Origin of the sequence: Streptosporangium sp. NPDC023825 (genome assembly GCF_040639575.1) — a bacterium.
Taxonomy (GTDB): Bacteria; Actinomycetota; Actinomycetes; order Streptosporangiales; family Streptosporangiaceae; genus Streptosporangium.
Genome location: NZ_JBFAAE010000013.1, coordinates 51,679 through 66,789 on the forward strand (window position 1 = coordinate 51,679; position 15,111 = coordinate 66,789).

The 15,111-nt window shown below is 74.4% G+C and carries 11 protein-coding genes; 10 read left to right on the plus strand and 1 reads right to left on the minus strand.

Going from position 1 to position 15,111, the window contains the following annotated elements:
- Positions 1–224 precede the first annotated feature (224 nt).
- The gene (locus AB0G15_RS14595; RefSeq protein WP_362839074.1) at positions 225–4,865 is read right to left on the minus strand and encodes an FtsK/SpoIIIE domain-containing protein; all 4,641 of its coding nucleotides are present in this window, start codon (positions 4,863–4,865) and stop codon (positions 225–227) included.
- A gap of 715 nt (positions 4,866–5,580) precedes the next feature.
- Here AB0G15_RS14595 and AB0G15_RS14600 point away from each other — a divergent pair.
- From AB0G15_RS14600 to AB0G15_RS14645, 10 genes are all read left to right on the plus strand, one after another.
- Positions 5,581–6,282, plus strand: a complete 702-nt coding sequence (locus tag AB0G15_RS14600; RefSeq protein ID WP_362839076.1) for a hypothetical protein — start codon at positions 5,581–5,583, stop codon at positions 6,280–6,282.
- Position 6,283: 1 nt separating this feature from the next.
- On the plus strand, positions 6,284–7,126 hold the full coding sequence (locus tag AB0G15_RS14605) for a hypothetical protein (protein WP_362678929.1): 843 nt from the start codon (positions 6,284–6,286) through the stop codon (positions 7,124–7,126).
- Positions 7,123–8,424: an ATPase, T2SS/T4P/T4SS family gene (locus tag AB0G15_RS14610; RefSeq protein ID WP_362839079.1), complete on the plus strand. Its 1,302-nt coding sequence runs from the start codon at positions 7,123–7,125 to the stop codon at positions 8,422–8,424. Before AB0G15_RS14605 ends, AB0G15_RS14610 begins: the two co-directional genes overlap by 4 nt.
- Positions 8,421–9,308: a type II secretion system F family protein gene (locus AB0G15_RS14615; protein ID WP_362839081.1), complete on the plus strand. Its 888-nt coding sequence runs from the start codon at positions 8,421–8,423 to the stop codon at positions 9,306–9,308. The genes AB0G15_RS14610 and AB0G15_RS14615 overlap by 4 nt, the downstream gene beginning before the upstream one ends.
- Positions 9,301–10,236: a type II secretion system protein gene (locus AB0G15_RS14620; protein WP_362839084.1), complete on the plus strand. Its 936-nt coding sequence runs from the start codon at positions 9,301–9,303 to the stop codon at positions 10,234–10,236. Before AB0G15_RS14615 ends, AB0G15_RS14620 begins: the two co-directional genes overlap by 8 nt.
- Positions 10,237–10,238: 2 nt before the next feature.
- A complete protein-coding gene (locus tag AB0G15_RS14625; protein ID WP_362839087.1) occupies positions 10,239–10,493 on the plus strand; it encodes a hypothetical protein in 255 nt (84 codons plus the stop codon).
- Entirely contained in the window at positions 10,480–11,004 is a 525-nt protein-coding gene (locus AB0G15_RS14630; protein ID WP_362839090.1) for a TadE family protein, read from the plus strand. Before AB0G15_RS14625 ends, AB0G15_RS14630 begins: the two co-directional genes overlap by 14 nt.
- Complete coding sequence (locus AB0G15_RS14635) at positions 10,995–11,426, plus strand: TadE/TadG family type IV pilus assembly protein (protein WP_362839094.1); 432 nt, start codon at positions 10,995–10,997, stop codon at positions 11,424–11,426. The genes AB0G15_RS14630 and AB0G15_RS14635 overlap by 10 nt, the downstream gene beginning before the upstream one ends.
- Positions 11,427–11,710: 284 nt before the next feature.
- Positions 11,711–12,118 carry a flp pilus-assembly TadE/G-like family protein gene (locus AB0G15_RS14640; RefSeq protein WP_362839097.1) on the plus strand — a complete coding sequence of 136 codons (408 nt, stop codon included), beginning with the start codon at positions 11,711–11,713 and terminating at the stop codon, positions 12,116–12,118.
- 52 nt (positions 12,119–12,170) lie between these two features.
- Entirely contained in the window at positions 12,171–15,056 is a 2,886-nt protein-coding gene (locus AB0G15_RS14645) for a hypothetical protein (RefSeq protein WP_362839099.1), read from the plus strand.
- Positions 15,057–15,111: the final 55 nt, after the last annotated feature.

Below are 15,111 nucleotides of genomic sequence, written 5' to 3' on the forward strand. Positions count from 1 at the left end.
CGGCACGGATCGTCTCATTGACGGCACGGATCGGCATGGGCGGCACAGACGGCATGGGCGGCACGGGGCACGCGAAGCACACGAGACGCGCAAGGCGCGGACGCACAAGAGACGCGCAAGGCGTACAGGACGGCGTGTGGCGGGTGGTGGCGGCCCTACGTGACCACGGTCCTCACGTGACGGCGGGCCCTACGTGAACGGCAGGCCCTACGTGACCACGGTCCTCACGTGACGGCGGCCTGGACGGGGATCACCGAGCCCAGGGTCACCAGCAGGCCGCGGCCTGGGGGACCGCCGACCGCGCCGCGCGGCAGGCGGACGGTGAACAGGTCGCCGTCCGCGGGGCTCTGGACCGACAGCAGCAGACCCGTGCGGCCCTTGCGCGCCTCGGCCGCGAAACCGCGGTAGGCGGTGGTCAGGTCCCCGGTGGTGCCACCGATGATCATGCCGTGCTCGCCGTCCCTGCCGCTCCGCAGCACCTGCTCCAGCGCGGCGCCCAAGGGGGAGTCCGCGGAGATCAGCTCCGCGTCGTCGACGATCACGACGTAGCGGTCCTGCCCCGCGACGGCCTCGTGCAGGTCGCCGCCCGCGTCCAGCACGGCCAGCACGCCCGGGGTGTCCACCAGCGTGCACAGCGGGCTGCGCCGGGGGGTCACCAGGACCGTGGGGGTGCCGTGGGAGAGCAGCGAGTGGGTGGCGGTCAGCAGTGCCGTGGACCTGCCCGACCTGGGCGGGCCCGCGACGACCGCGGCGGGACCGTGGGCGAGCAGGTCGACGCCGAGCGGTGCCAGCGAGTCGCCTCCGGCGCCGAGCAGCGCCCACAGCGGGGACGGGGGCCGGAAGGAGGGCACCAGATCCAGGACCTGCGCCGCGGTGACGCGCATCGGCAGCGCGTCCACCCGCAGCGGCGGGTCGGCGGCGATCTCCGGCGCCGAGCGGGCCAGCGCCTGGAGCGCGGCGACCTGCGCGGGCCCCGAGGGGTCGTCGCACAGCAGCGCGATCTGGCTCTCGGTCGTGCCGTGCTCGCCGGTCGACAGCGCGCGGCCCGGCGCGAGGGTCGCCGGAAGGTCCTTGACGGGCAGCCCGGCCAGGCCGTAGTCGGAGGGGTCGGCCAGCCGCAGGATCAGCCGGTCGTCGAAGACCGTGGAGATCTGCCCGATCAGCGCGGACCTGTCGCCGGTCAGCACGGCCCGCAGCCCGACCGCGGGCCCCTCGCGCAGCAGCTGCATCAGCGACTCGATCAGCCGCCCGTAGTCGTACGCCTCGAACGCGGCGACGAACCCCTCCCACCGGTCGAGCATCAGGACCAGCCACGGCAGCCGCGGCCCGTCCGCGGCGGCGCGCAGCTCGGCCAGCGAGGCGTACCCGGCCTCGGCGAGGAGCTGCTGGCGCCGCCCCACCTCCTCGCGCAGCCGGGTCAGCAGCCGCTCCACCCGGTCGAGCTGGTCGCGGGTCACCACCGCCCCGCAGTGCGGCATCGCCATCAGCGGCAGCAACGAGCCCGAGCCGCAGTCGATCGCGTGCACGTGCACGTCGTCGGGGGAGGCTCCGGCGGCGATCGCCCCCGCCAGCGTGCGCAGCGCGGTGGACCGCCCGCTGCGCGAGGCCCCCGCGACGAGCAGGTGCCCCCCGTGGGCGAGGTCGAGCGCCAGCGCCCGCCGGTCCTGCGCCCAGGGCAGGTCGGTGATCCCGAAGGCCAGCGGCGGCACCTCCTCGACCCCCGCCCGGTACGGCAGCCCGCCGGGCGCGTCGCCGGGAAACACGGGCGGTGCCGGGAGGACGGGGACGGTCACGAGGTCGGGAAGCGGGTCGAGCCAGGGACTCGGCTGCTCCGCGACCCCGGCGAGGCGGGCCGCCTCGACCATGGCGTCGGCGAGCAGGGACAGGTCGGTGACGTGGCCGCTCTCGGCTCCGGCGCGGACCGCCCTGGGGTGCCCCAGGGCCTGCCACCCGACCTCCGTCACCCGTACCCTCGTCTCGCCGCCCGAGGCGCCGGGGCTCCGGCCGCCGATCCGCGCGGTCTGCACGGCCGTCGCCGCCCCCGCGCCCGACTTCACGTAGCACCGGCCGGGAGCGGACTTGGGGATGTACGAGGCGTCGGGGCGGCCGATGACGTCGGCCGACTCCGACGCCTCGGTGACCCGCAGGGCGATCCGCAGGGAGGTGTTGGCCTGGATGTCGGCGGTCACCACGCCGCCGGGCCGCTGGGTGGCGAGGATGAGGTGGATGCCGAGCGAGCGTCCCCGCCTGGCGATGTCGACCAGCCCGGTCATGAAGTCGGGCAGCTCGCTGACCATGGCCGCGAACTCGTCGATGACCAGCACCAGCCGGGGCAGCGGGGCCGGGGGCTCCAGGGACGCCGAGGACGCCGAGGACGCCGAGGACGCCGAGGACGCCGAGGACACGGTGGATCCCGCGCGCCCGCGCAGCGGCCTGCCCTGCGGGCCGCCTCCGGCGACGAGCAGGTCGCGGGAGGCGCGGGCCGTACGGGCGTCGCGCAGCTCGTGGTAGTCCCCGATGTCCTTCGCCCCCGCGGCCAGCAGCAGGCGCTCGCGGCGGCGGATCTCCGCGGCCAGCGAGGCCAGCGCCCGCTGGGTCAGGTGGCCGTCGAGGTCGCTGACCATGCCCACCGTGTGCGGCAGCCGCACGCACTCCTTGAACGCGGCGCCGCCCTTGTAGTCGATCAGCACGAACGTCATCTCGTCCGGCCGGTTGGCCACCGCCAGCGAGCAGATCAGGGTCTGCAGCAGCTCCGACTTGCCCGCGCCCGTGGTGCCCGCGATGAGCGCGTGCGGCCCGTCCCTGCGCAGGTCGATGGAGAACGGCCCCTCGGGGCCCACTCCCACCACGGCCTCGGTGGCCCGGCCCCAGCGCTTGGTCAGGGCCGCGCCGGAGACCGACGGCAGCTCCAGCAGGTCCAGCAGCCGCGCGGAGTCCGGCAGGGCGACCCCGGCGTCGTCGCGGCTGACGTCGCGGATCGGCGCCAGCGAGCGGGCCAGCCTGTCGCACCAGGCGGCCGTCACCTGGTCGGCCAGGATCTCCCCGAGGTCGTCCAGGCCGCCGCCGCGCAGCCGCACGGTGCCATCGGCCTCCACGGCGGCGACGGTGGCGCACTCCTCGGGCAGCAACCGCTGGTCGCCGTCGATCGCCAGGGTGTAGACGCCCGCCCTGGGACCCTGGCGCAGCACCTGGGGCATGCCCGGCAGGGCGCGCAGCACCTGCGCGCCGTCGAGCACGACCAGCACGTCGTAGGGGCGCTCGTCGTAGACGGGGGCGGCGTACGGCTGCTCGGCACCCGTACCCGCGGCTCCGCCCAGGTCGCCCCAGCCGGCCGGGATGCGGCCCAGCTTGGCCGCGGGGCCCGCGGCGGCGTCGTCGCCGAGGCGCTCGTCGATCAGCGCGGCGAGCTCGCTCACCCGGCGGGCCGCGGTGTCCGGGTCGGCGCCGACCAGGGCCACGCAGTCCTCGCCGCCGCGCGGGGCGCAGTGCGGCAGCCAGCGGACCCAGTTCCAGCGCTCCTCGCCGTCGCCGTGCGCGGACAGGACGACGATCGCCAGGTCGCGCGGGCTGTGCAGGGCGGCGGCCTGGCCGACCAGCCAGCGCGCCACCCCGGCCGCCGTGTTCCTGGGCCCGGTCAGGCCGGCGACGCCCAGGCGGCGCATGGCCAGCGCCACCGGCACCGCCTGGCAGGTGGGCGGGGCGGGCAGCGGGGCGTCGACCGGCGCGGAGCGCTCGGGGGCGAACTCCAGGTCGGCGGGGAGGTCGGCGAGGCCGACCCGCAGCCGCAGCGCGTCGGGGTCGTGATCGCGTCGTTCCCAGAGCCGCCGCCGGGGGCCCGTCACGGTGAGCAGCACCTCGGCGGGGTCGGGCGCGGCGGCGCGGCGGGCGGTCTCGTCGTCGGCGCGGGCGCGCTCCACGGCCGCCTCGAAGACCTTCAGCCGCGCTTTGTACTCCTTGAGCTGCTGGCGGTACTGCTTGCGGCCGTGCCGCCTGTCGCTCCACCACTGGCCGATCATGATCAGTGGCGTCATGAACGCGAACAGCAGGAAGTACGGCGACTTGAGGGCGATGGCCAGGCCCACCCCCAGCGCGGCGGGCAGGAAGGCGGTGAGCAGCTGCAGCCGCATGGTCTCGGCCCGCTTGGGCTCGGCCGGGACCTCGAAGCGCCGCGCGCCGCCCGGCGGCCGGAACCTGGGCGGCCGGTTGTAGGCCAGCCCGCCGTCGGGCTGCGCGTCCAGGTGGGCGTCGGGCGGCTCCACCGCCTTGAGGGTGAGCACGGTCCCCCCGCAGCTCAGCAGGGCGTGCTCGGGCCAGGGCAGCGGACCCTCCAGGGGGTCGCGGTCCAGCAGGGGGGTCGTGCCCTCCCCGGGCTCCACGGTGATGGCGTCCGGGGTGAGCCGCACCACCGCGGCCCGCGCGGGCAGCCGAGGGTCGGTCACGGCCACCGAGCAGGCGGGGTCGGAACCGATGGTGTGCACACCCAGGCTGAGGCGGTGCACCGACCCGGCGGCGGGCCCGCCGACCACCCGGATCTCCACGATCCCGCCGGGCTCCTCGGCCAGCGTGGCCACCGCGAGGGAGCGGTCGAGGGTGACGAGGTCGCCGTCGCGGAGCAGGCCGAGCGCGGGGGCGGCCGGGTCGAGGGGGCGGCCGTCCATCCAGAGCGTCGGAGGCTCGGCCCCGGCGGAGTCGCGATCCAGCCCGTACGGGGCCTTGCTGCGCGTCAGCCGCACCACGTTGCTCGGCCGCTCGCCTCCCTGGCCCGCCAGGGACTCCGCGAGCCGTGCCACCGTGGTCGTCTCGTCGCCCTCGACCACGACATCGCGGTCGGCGTGCTCGTCGAGCACGGTGAGCATGATCCGCATCGCCGCTCTCCTCGGGTCAGGCCCCGGATCCACCGTACAGAGTGAAAACCGTCCCCGAGAGAGTGTTCGCGGCAATGTCCTGACTCGCGACCGGTATGTGGAAAACGGCAAAACCTGTGGATAACTGTCCGGGGGTGTTGACCGGTTATGCCGCCCCAGGTGGGCATTTGGGGATGCGAGGGTGGGCGGGCGGTGGGCCGCCCGCGACGCCGGGCTGTGGAAAACCTGTTCGGAGAACCGGGGGGAACGGCGGATTCCGGTCCGCGTCCTGAGCGCGCCGGCCTGACCTTCCGGTGCCTGACCTTCCGGTGTCCGGCATTCCGGCGACGGGCCGGAGCGGCACGCGAAGGCGACGGGCGAGGGGCGCGGGCGGGGAGGGCGCGCGAAGGAATCGGGCGGGGGAAGCGGGCGAAGGAAGTCGGGGACGGGCGGAGGGGGGTGGATGAAGACGGCCGGGGCCGGACACGCGAATGAGGTGTGAAAAAGGTGGGGTGATTGGTGCGAGAGTTAATTACCGTCCTTATCACCCAGATAAGTCTCCCGTCATCTAGCCAAACAGCCATTTTCTTCTGAAGTGGCGTTGACAGACGTGTTCCTATCAAACGAGCATGGGTCCTGGCTTTTGTCCGACAGCCCGTCGGCATGGTGCGCATAATGGCGTAAATTCGACCAGTAGTTCCCCATATTTATGATCACTCTGGGAGTCCCCCTACCCATGAGGACCAGTGAGAAGCCAACGGGCCGCGTCCCGGTCAACGCCGAGCGTCAGACCTCGGCGGGCACCCTGTCGGGCCCGGCGTCGCGCAAACTTCCCGTGCCCCCACGCGAGCGCAAACCAGCCCTCGCCGCCCTCGCCGTCCTCCTCATCCTGGGCGGCGCCCTCGCCACCACGCTGCTCGTCCTGCGCAGCGGCGACCGCGTCTCGGCGATCGCCATCTCACAGCAGGTCGGCGCCGGACAGCCCTTCACCGAGGCGATGCTGAGGGAGGTCCAGATCGCCGACACCGGCATCGGCTACGTGGCCTGGTCCCAGCGCGCCCGCGTCACCGAGAACTTCGCCCGCGTCACCCTCATCCCCGGCACGCTTCTCACCCGCGACATGGTGGTCTCCGCCAGCAGGGAACTCGGCCCCGGCAAGGCGCAGGTCGGCCTGTCGCTCAAACCCGGCCAGACGCCGGGCACGCTGGAGCGCGGGGACCGGGTCCAGGTCGTCCACGTGCCGAGCAGGGGCGCGGGCGGCGACCGGGAGAGCCGCGTGCTGGCGCAGAGCGCCCTGGTCCACCAGATCGGCACGCCGGGCAGGACCGGGGCGAACGGCCTGGTCACCATCATCGTGGACAGCACCATCTCGCCGGAGATCGTCGCGTACGCCTCCACCGGCGAGATCGCCCTCGCCGAGCTGCCGGGAGCGCGCTGACGTGGCGCTCATCGTGCTGGCCGCCGACAAGGGCGCACCCGGCGTGACGACGGCGGCGACCGCGCTCGGCGCGATCTGGCCGCGCCCGGTGCTGCTCGCCGAGTGCGACCCGGCGGGCGGCGACCTCGCCTACCGCCTGCCCGCCGCCGACGGCGGCGTGCTCAACCCCGCCAGGGGCCTGCTCACCCTGGGGGCCACGGCCCGCCGGGGCCTGCACCCCGACCAGATCCACGAGCACACCCAGAAGATCATCGGCGGCCTGGACGTGCTGGCCGGGCTGACCCACGGCGAGCAGGCGGCCGGGCTGACCTGGCTCTGGGGCCCGCTCGGCCGGGCGCTGGCCACGATGCCCGACGCCGACGTGCTGGCCGACTGCGGGCGCATCGGCGGGCACCCCCAGCTCGCCGAGCTGACCACCGAGGCCTCGCTGGTCGTGCTGTTCACCAGGGCCAGCCTCGATCACGTCGCCCACCTGCGCGAACGCCTGCAGATCATGCCGCGCGAGCCCCAGGTGGGGGTGGTCGTGATCGCCGACCCCCGCCAGTACCGCACGACCATCGAGGAGGTGCGCCGGATCGTCACGGGCACCGGCAGGCACGTCGCCTTCGTGAGCGGGCTCGCGCACGACCCCAAGGGCGCGGAGCTGCTGCGCGGCCAGTGGGGCGGGCGGCTGGACCGCTCCCTGCTGATCCGCACCGCCAGGGAGCTGGGCGGTCGTCTCGACGCCCAGCTCCGCGCCCAGGAGTCGGCGGAGTCGGCCTACCGCGCCCGGGAGCAGGCCGCCCGCCTGCCCGCCGAGCCGTCCCGCTCGCCCGTCGAGCCGTCGGGCGGGGCGAGGCCGTGACCATCGACCACACGCTGGTGAAACGCTTCCGGCAGGACGTCGGCGACAGGCTGGCCCACCAGCGCCGCCTCGACCAGGCCAGCGGCCTGCTGCCGATGACCGGCGAGGACGAGCGCCAGTTCGCCCGCGCCCTGATCGCCCAGATCCTGGAGGAGTTCGCCCGCGGCGAGATCGGCGTCGGCAGGACGCCGCCCACCGCCGAGGAGGAGGAGGCGCTGGCCGCGGGGATCCACGCCGCCCTGTTCGGCGTCGGCCGCCTCCAGCCGCTGCTCGACGACCCCGAGGTCGAGAACATCGACATCAACGGCTGTGACCGGGTGTTCGTCGGCTACGCCGACGGCCAGGAGCTCATGCGCGACCCGGTGGCCGAGTCCGACGAGGAGCTGGTCGAGCTGATCCAGATCCTCGCCGCCTACAGCGGCCTGTCCAGCAGGCCGTTCGACACCGCCAACCCCCAGCTCGATCTTCGCCTTCCCGACGGCTCGCGTCTCTCGGCCGTGATGGACGTGACGGTGCGCCCGTCCATCTCCATCCGCCGTTCCCGGCTGGGCAAGGTGTTTCTCACCGATCTCGTGGGAAACGGCAGCCTGACCCCGGAATTGGGTCGTTTTCTCTCGGCAGCGGTGGCGGCGAGGAAGAACATCATGATTTCCGGTTCGACGAACGCCGGGAAAACGACCCTGTTGCGCGCCCTCGCCAATGAGATTCCACCGTCCGAACGGCTCATCACCGTCGAGCGCGCCCTGGAACTCGGGCTCGACCAGTTTCCCGAGCTCCATCCAAATGTCGTCGCCTTCGAGCAGCGGCTCCCCAACTCCGAGGGCCAGGGCGAGATCACCATGGCGGAGCTGGTCCGCCGTTCCCTGCGGATGAACCCGTCCCGGGTGATCGTCGGCGAGGTCCTCGGTGACGAGATCGTCACCATGCTCAACGCGATGACCCAGGGCAACGACGGCTCGCTGTCGACCATCCACGCCAACTCCTCGATGGAGGTCTTCAACCGCATCGCCACCTACGCGCTCCAGGCCACCGAGCGCCTGCCGATCGAGGCCACCCACATGCTCATCGCGGGCGCGATCGACTTCGTGGTGTTCATCGAGAAGCGCAACGACTACGCGGTGGGCGGCAGGCTGCGCCGCTTCGTGTCGAGCGTGCGCGAGGTGGCCGGGGTGGACGGCAGGGTGCTCTCCTCCGAGGTGTTCGCGATGGCGCCCGACGGCCGCGTCCTGCCGCACGCGCCCTTGTCGTGCCTGGAGGAGCTGGCCCACTTCGGCTACGACCCGGGAGGCTGGGCATGACCTCCCTTCCGCCGGGCCTGTTCGACCCGCTGGTGCTGCTCTCCGGACTCGCGCTCGGCGCCGGGCTGTTCCTGCTCTTCCTCTCCCTGTACGGGGTGCCCGTCAAGCCGGCCACCCCCGGCAGGACGGCGGGCAGGCGCGAGTTCCTGCGCGCGCTGTCCACCCGGACCGCGGTGGGGGCCATCGCCGGGGTGGTCGTGCTCGTGGTGACCGGGTGGCCGGTCATGGCGGTGGGGGCCGTCCTCCTCGCGATGGCCTGGCGGGGCCTGTCCGGCGGCGCCGCGGAGGAGCGGACCGCGATGCGGCGGCTGGAGGCCCTGGCCGCCTGGACCGAGTCGCTCCGCGACACCATCGCCGGAGCGGCCGGGCTGGAGCAGGCGATCCCCTCCTCGATCCGGGCGGCGGCCCCCACGCTCCGCCCGCACCTGCGGTCCATGGTCGACCGCCTGCACACCAGGATGGCGCTGCCCGACGCGCTCAGGCTGTTCGCCGACGAGCTCGACGACCCCTCCGCCGACCTGGTCGTGGCCGCCCTCATCCTCAACTCCAAGCTGCGCGGCCCCGGCCTGCGCGACGTCCTCGGCGCACTGGCGGTGTCGGCGCGCGAGGAGCTCGACATGCGCCGCCGGGTCGAGGCCGAGCGCCGCTCCACCCGCCGCAGCGTGCAGATCGTGGTCGGCACCGCCGTCGCCTTCGCCGTGATGCTCGTCGTGTTCAACCCCTCCTACGTCGAGGAGTACGACAACACGCTCGGCCAGGCCGTGCTCGTGGTGGTCGCCGGGCTCTTCGGCGCCGGGTTCGCCTGGATGCGCCGCCTGGCCCGCTTCGACAAGCCCGCCCGCCTGCTCGGCCTGCCCTCAGGAGGCGAGGTGCGCGATGACTGAGGCGCTGCTCGCCGGCTCGGTGCTCGGGATAGGCCTGTTCCTGCTGCTGCGGGCGTTGTTCCCGGCCCGTCCCGGGCTGGTGACACGGCTGCTGGCACTCGACGCCGCCAGGGAGGGCACCGACGCGCCCCGGACCCGGCTCATCCTGCCCGACGAGGAGGTCAGCGCGTTCCGGCGCGGTCTGGGCGAGCGGATGGCCCGCTTCTACGCCGCCAGGGGCTGGGAGGCGCGCTCGGCCAGGGCCGACCTCGCACTGCTCGGCAGGTCGTTCGAGGGTTTCCTGGCCACCAAGGTGCTGCTCGCGGTCTCCGGGCTGCTGGCGTTCCCGCTGCTGGTCGGCTGGCTGGTGCTGATGGAGTGGGGCGTCTCCCTCACCGTCCCGCTGTGGGCGGCGCTCGCGGTCGCCGGAGTCTTCTTCGTCCTGCCCGACCTGCAGGTCAAGCGGGACGCCTCGCGGATGCGCCGCGACTTCCGGCACGTCGTCGGCTCCTTCCTCGATCTCGTCGCGATGAACCTGGCGGGCGGGCGGGGGGTGCCGGAGGCGCTGATGATGGCGGTCTCCGTGGGCAGCACGGGTCCCGAGGACGAGGGGGCCAACTGGGCGATGTCCCGCATCCGCGAGGCGCTCGGCAACGCCAGGATCGTCGGCATCACCCCCTGGCAGGCCCTCGGCCAGCTCGGTGACGAGATCAACGTCGACGAGCTGCGCGACCTGTCCGCCGCGCTCGGACTGGTCGCCGACGACGGCGCCAAGGTCCGCTCCTCCCTCACCGCCCGCGCCGCGACCATGCGGCGCCGGGAGCTCGCCGAGATCGAGGGGCAGGCGGGCGAGCGCTCCCAGTCGATGCTCGTCGCGCAGCTCCTGCTCTGCGCGGGCTTCGTGATCTTTCTGAGTTTCCCTGCCGCTATGAAGATGTTGGGGTCCTGACCATGCTGAGCCATCCGTGGATCGTCTACGCGGCCGCCGTCCTGAGCGTCCGGATCGAGAAGGCGCGCAGCGCCCCCACCCGGGGGGCCTCCGCCGTCGAGTGGGTCATCATCACGGCCATCATCGCCGGGGTGGCGCTCGGGCTCGCCACCCTCATCAAGACCCTCGTCGAGGGGAAGCAGGCCGAGATCTCCAACCAGTTCGGCGGGGGCGGCGGAGGCGGCGGGGGCGGGGGCGGCGAACTTGGCGACCCGTGATCGCCCGCGGCACCGCGACCGGGAGGACCGGGAGAGGGACGGCGAGCGCGACCGGGCGGGAAGACCGCGGCGCTGCGGGCGCCGCGGGCGCTGCGGCGCCGGAGACCGTGGCGGCGAGCGCGGCGCCACGGTCGTCGAGCTGGCGATCATCATGCCGGTCCTGCTGGTCGTCATCCTGCTCATCGTGCAGACCGCCCTGTGGTTCCACGGACGCCAGATCGCCGACGCCGCGGCCAGGGAGGGGGCGCGGCTCGCCCGGGTCGACACCGAGTCCTGGCAGCAGGACGCCGAGTCCCGCGCCCAGGAGCTGATCCGGGCCGTCGGCCCGAAACTCCTCGAGGGCGCCACGGTCACGGCCTGGGAGGAGGGCGACCGGCGGGGTGTCGAGGTGACCGCCTCGGCGGTCCAGGTCGTCCCGCTGCTGCCGTCCACCACGTTCACCGTCACCGCGCGTTTCGGCGGTCCCATCGAGTGCTTCCGGCCCGACGACGGAAGCGAAGGGTGCGAGTGATCCCCTTGATCTCCGAGACCGGCGGCGACCGCGGGTCGCTCAGCACCGAGACGGTGCTGCTCGCCCCGGTCTTCCTGCTGTTCCTGCTGTTCCTGGTGGGCGCGGGAAGGGTGGTGGAGGCCCAGGGCGAGGTCAACGGCGCCGCCAGGGACGCCGCCAGGGCCGCCTCCGTCGAGCGCACCCTGTCCGACGCCGAGGCCGCCGCGGACGAGGCGGCCCGCGGCGCCCTGTCGGGCGAGTGCGAGCCGGAGGTCAGCCTGTCCGGTACGAAGTGGGTCACGGAGGAAGGCGAGGGCCAGGTCCGCGTCGAGGTGACCTGCTCCCTGGACCTGGAGTTCCTGGGCTTCGGCGCGGCCAAGGAGATGAAGGGCGACTCGGTGGTCCCGCTGGAGCGGTACCGGAGGATCGAGGTGGAGGAGTGAACCCCGTCGACCCGCCCCCTTCCGCCGTCGGGGCGCACCGGAGCCCCGCGCTCCGGGCCGCCGCGCGGAGCGGGCCCGTGCGCCCGCCGGCGGTGTGCCGGAGGCTCCCGCGCCCGCCCGCGTGGCGGGGACTCCCGCGCCCGGCGGCGCGACGGAGGCTCCCGCGCTCGCCGGCGGTGTGCCGGACGGCCGGGCGCTCGGTGCGTTCGGCCGGGCATCCGGTGCGTTCGGCCAATGGGAAGGGGCGCCGCGCGCGGCCGGGCGGGCTCGGCGAGCGGGGGTCGATGTCGATCTTCACGGTGATCTTCTCGGTGGTGGTGTTCCTGCTGGCGGGGCTGCTCGTCGACGGAGGGGCCGCGATCAACGCCAGGCTGCGCGCGGCCGACGTCGCCGAGCAGGCCGCCAGGGCCGCCGCCGACCAGATCGACGTCGAGCACCTGCGCGCCACCGGAGAGGCCCGGCTGCTGGGGGAGGGGGAGACCTGCGGGAAGGCCGAGGAGATCGTCTCCGCCCACGGCGGCGACGACGTACGGCTCACGGAGTGCACGCTCGGCGGCGACCAGGCCGAGGTCACCGTGAACGTCTCCGTCACCTGGAAGGCGTTCTTCCTGGCCGCCTTCGGCTTCCCCGGCTCGGACATGGAGGCCGAGGCCACGGCCGGGCCGGACATCGGGGAAGACCAATTGCCATGAATCACCGGCCCACCGGTTGACCGACGAAGAATCTGGACGGGGAGGGAGACGAATGCCCACGCGACAGCCCGCGCGCATCAAGGCCAGGCGCACACCGGGAGACCTGCTGGCGGGCCTCGGCGCGCTGGCCGTCCTGGTCGCGCTCATCGCGGGGGTCCCCTACGCCCTGTTCCGGCTGGCCGGGCCGCCGCTCCCGCCCGAGCTGCTCAACCTCGACCTGCTGACCAGCCAGGTGGGCACGAGCACGATCGTCGCGATCCTCGTGCTGCTGGTCTGGCTCGCGTGGCTGCAGCTGGTCGTCTGCGTGCTGGTCGAGATCTACGCCGGGCTGCGCCGGGTCGGCATGCCGGCCAGGGTGCCGCTCTCCGGCGGCACGCAGATGTTCGCCAACCGGCTGGTCTCCGCGGCCATGCTGCTGTTCACCGTCTCGGCGGTGGCCCTGCCGGTCGCGAAGCTGACCAGCCTGCCGCCCGCCGCTCCCGGCATCGTCTCCACCGGGCTCTCCGCGACGTCCGGCCCGGCCGCCGACGAGCGGGCCGAGCTGGAGCCGGTGCAGAAGGCCAAGAAGGTCTACGTGGTGCAGCCGCCGCACGGGCGCCACCACGAGAGCCTGTGGGAGATCGCCGAGAAGTGCCTCGGCGACGGGCGCCGCTACCCGGAGATCTACCGGCTCAACCAGCACAAGGAACAGCCCGACGGCAGCCGCCTCCACATGGCCGACCTGATCAGGCCCGGCTGGGTCCTGGACATGCCGGACGACGCGCGCAACATCCACCTCGTCCCGGCCTCCCAGCCGCGCGAGGACACCCTCAAGGACCACCGGGACAAGCCGGTGGAGCTGGACGGCCGTACCCAGACCTTCACCCCCGGCCGCGCCGACCTCCCGGCGGAGCCCGCGCCCGAGGTCGCCGACCCCCGCGACAGGGCCGGTGACAGGAGCGGTGCCGGCGGGGCGCGGGAGACCGGTCCTGGACAGGCGCGCCACGACGCGGCCGAGCGCCCGTCGCAGACCGTGCCCGACAGCGGGCGGCAGGACCCCGGGCAGGTGGAGCGGCGGGACCCGGCGGCGGTGGCCGAACCCCCCGGCAGCGGGCAGGACGCGGGGCAGGAGGCCGGGCTGGGGATGCTCGACTACCTGGCGGGGGCCTCGCTCGCGGCGGCAGGGCTGCTGGCGGCGCTCGGACGCAGGCGCAGGCAGCAGCTCTGGCACCGGGCGTTCGGGCACCGGATCACCCGGCCCAGGGACGACGCCGCCCAGGCCGAGCTCGCGCTCAGGCTCGGTGCCGACGCCCCCGGCAGCCGGATGCTCGACGTCGGGCTCCGGCTCCTCGGCAGGTCCCTCGCCGCCCAGAACCGCGTCCCGCCCACGATCTACGCCGCCCACCTGTCGCCGCAGACCCTCGACCTGTGGATCCACCCGCCCGACCCCGACGCCCCCGCCCCCTGGACCGCCCACGACGGCGGCCAGGTCTGGCGGCTTCCCGCGCACGAGGGCCGGATGCTCGACGAGCGGGCGCTCGCCGACGCGCCCGCCCCGTACCCGGGGCTGGTCTCGCTCGGTTCCAACGGGGAGGGCCGGGTGCTCGTCGACCTGGAGGCCGCCCACGGGCCGATCGGCATCAACGGCCCGCAGGCCACCGCCGCCCTGGCCGCGCTCGCCGTGGAGCTGGCCACCAACCGCTGGTCGGACCGGATGCGCGTCACCCTGGTCGGCTTCGGCGAGGAGCTGACCGTGATCGCCTCCGACCGGATCAGGTACGTGGGCGGCCTGGCGGAGATCCTGCCCGAGCTGGAGGCCGCGGCCGGGGGGCGCGTCCACGGCGGCGAGGTGCTCACCGGCCGGATCCACGGGCGCGCCGCCGACCCGGCCTGCACCCCGCACTACCTGCTGTCCGCGATCGCCCCCACCCCCGAGGAGGGCCGCCGGCTGGCGCTGCTCGCCAGGAAGGGCGTCAGGACGGCCGCCGGGTACGTCATCGCGGGCGACGTGCCGCACGCCACCTGGAACTGGACGATCACCGAGGAGGGCCGCGCCGAGATCGACGCGCTCGGCTTCGACGTGGCCGCGCAGCTGCTGCCCCGCCGCCAGTACCGGGCGCTGGTCGACCTGTTCCTGGCGACCGAGCGGCTGGAGGGAGAGCCGCTTCCCGACGAGCCGGAGCCGGTCACGCACACGCCCTCGGTCGAGGTGCGCGTCCTCGGCCCCGCGGAGGTCGTCGGCCCCCCGCCCATGGAGGAGGGGCGGGCCGTGATCGCCGTCGAGATGGTCGTCTACCTGGCGACGCACCCCGGCGGCGTCCACCCCGTGGTGCTCGGCGGCATCCTCTGGCCGAGGGGCGTGCAGCCGGTGGTCAGGGACGCCACGATCGCCCGGGTCGTCGCCTGGCTGGGCACCGACAGCCAGGGGCGGCCCAACCTCTACGCCGACGAGTCCGGGCGGCTGCGGTTCGGTCCCGAGGTGCGCACCGACTGGATGCTCTTCCGCGACCTCGTCCGCCAGTCGCACGCCAACCCCGCCGGGCGCCCCGCCCTCCTCGAGCGGGCACTGAGCCTGGTACGGGGCCCGCTGCTGAACGGCCGCCCGCGTGGCCGCTACGCCTGGCTGGCCGCCGACGACCTGGAGTACAACGTGACCGCGGGCGTCGCGGACGCCGCGCACCGGCTCTGCGAGGTGCGGCTGGCCCGCGGCGAGACCGACCAGGCCGTGGCGGCGGTGCGCGCCGGGCTGCTGCTGGCCGCCGACGACGAGGGGCTCTGGCGCGACCTGCTGCGGGCCACCCACCTCACCGCCGACCCCGTCCGCCTGCGCGCCGTGGTCGACGCCCTGCACCGGCGGGCCGCCTCCCACCCCTACGGCGGCGGGATGGCCCCCGAGACCGAGGCCCTCATCGACGAGCTGCTGCCCTCGTGGCGGATGCGCTCGGCCCCGACGGCATGACGGGCCGGACGGACCCGGCCCGCGCGGCGGACGTCACGCGGTGGCGGGCGGGTGC

Coding starts and splice junctions, on each gene's coding strand:
- AB0G15_RS14645 (WP_362839099.1), top strand. CDS start 12,171: ATGCCCACGCGACAGCCCGCGCGCATCAAGGCCAGGCGCACACCGGGA.
- AB0G15_RS14600 (WP_362839076.1), top strand. CDS start 5,581: ATGAGGACCAGTGAGAAGCCAACGGGCCGCGTCCCGGTCAACGCCGAG.
- AB0G15_RS14640 (WP_362839097.1), top strand. CDS start 11,711: ATGTCGATCTTCACGGTGATCTTCTCGGTGGTGGTGTTCCTGCTGGCG.
- AB0G15_RS14625 (WP_362839087.1), top strand. CDS start 10,239: ATGCTGAGCCATCCGTGGATCGTCTACGCGGCCGCCGTCCTGAGCGTC.
- AB0G15_RS14620 (WP_362839084.1), top strand. CDS start 9,301: ATGACTGAGGCGCTGCTCGCCGGCTCGGTGCTCGGGATAGGCCTGTTC.
- AB0G15_RS14615 (WP_362839081.1), top strand. CDS start 8,421: ATGACCTCCCTTCCGCCGGGCCTGTTCGACCCGCTGGTGCTGCTCTCC.
- AB0G15_RS14595 (WP_362839074.1), bottom strand. CDS start 4,865: ATGCGGATCATGCTCACCGTGCTCGACGAGCACGCCGACCGCGATGTC.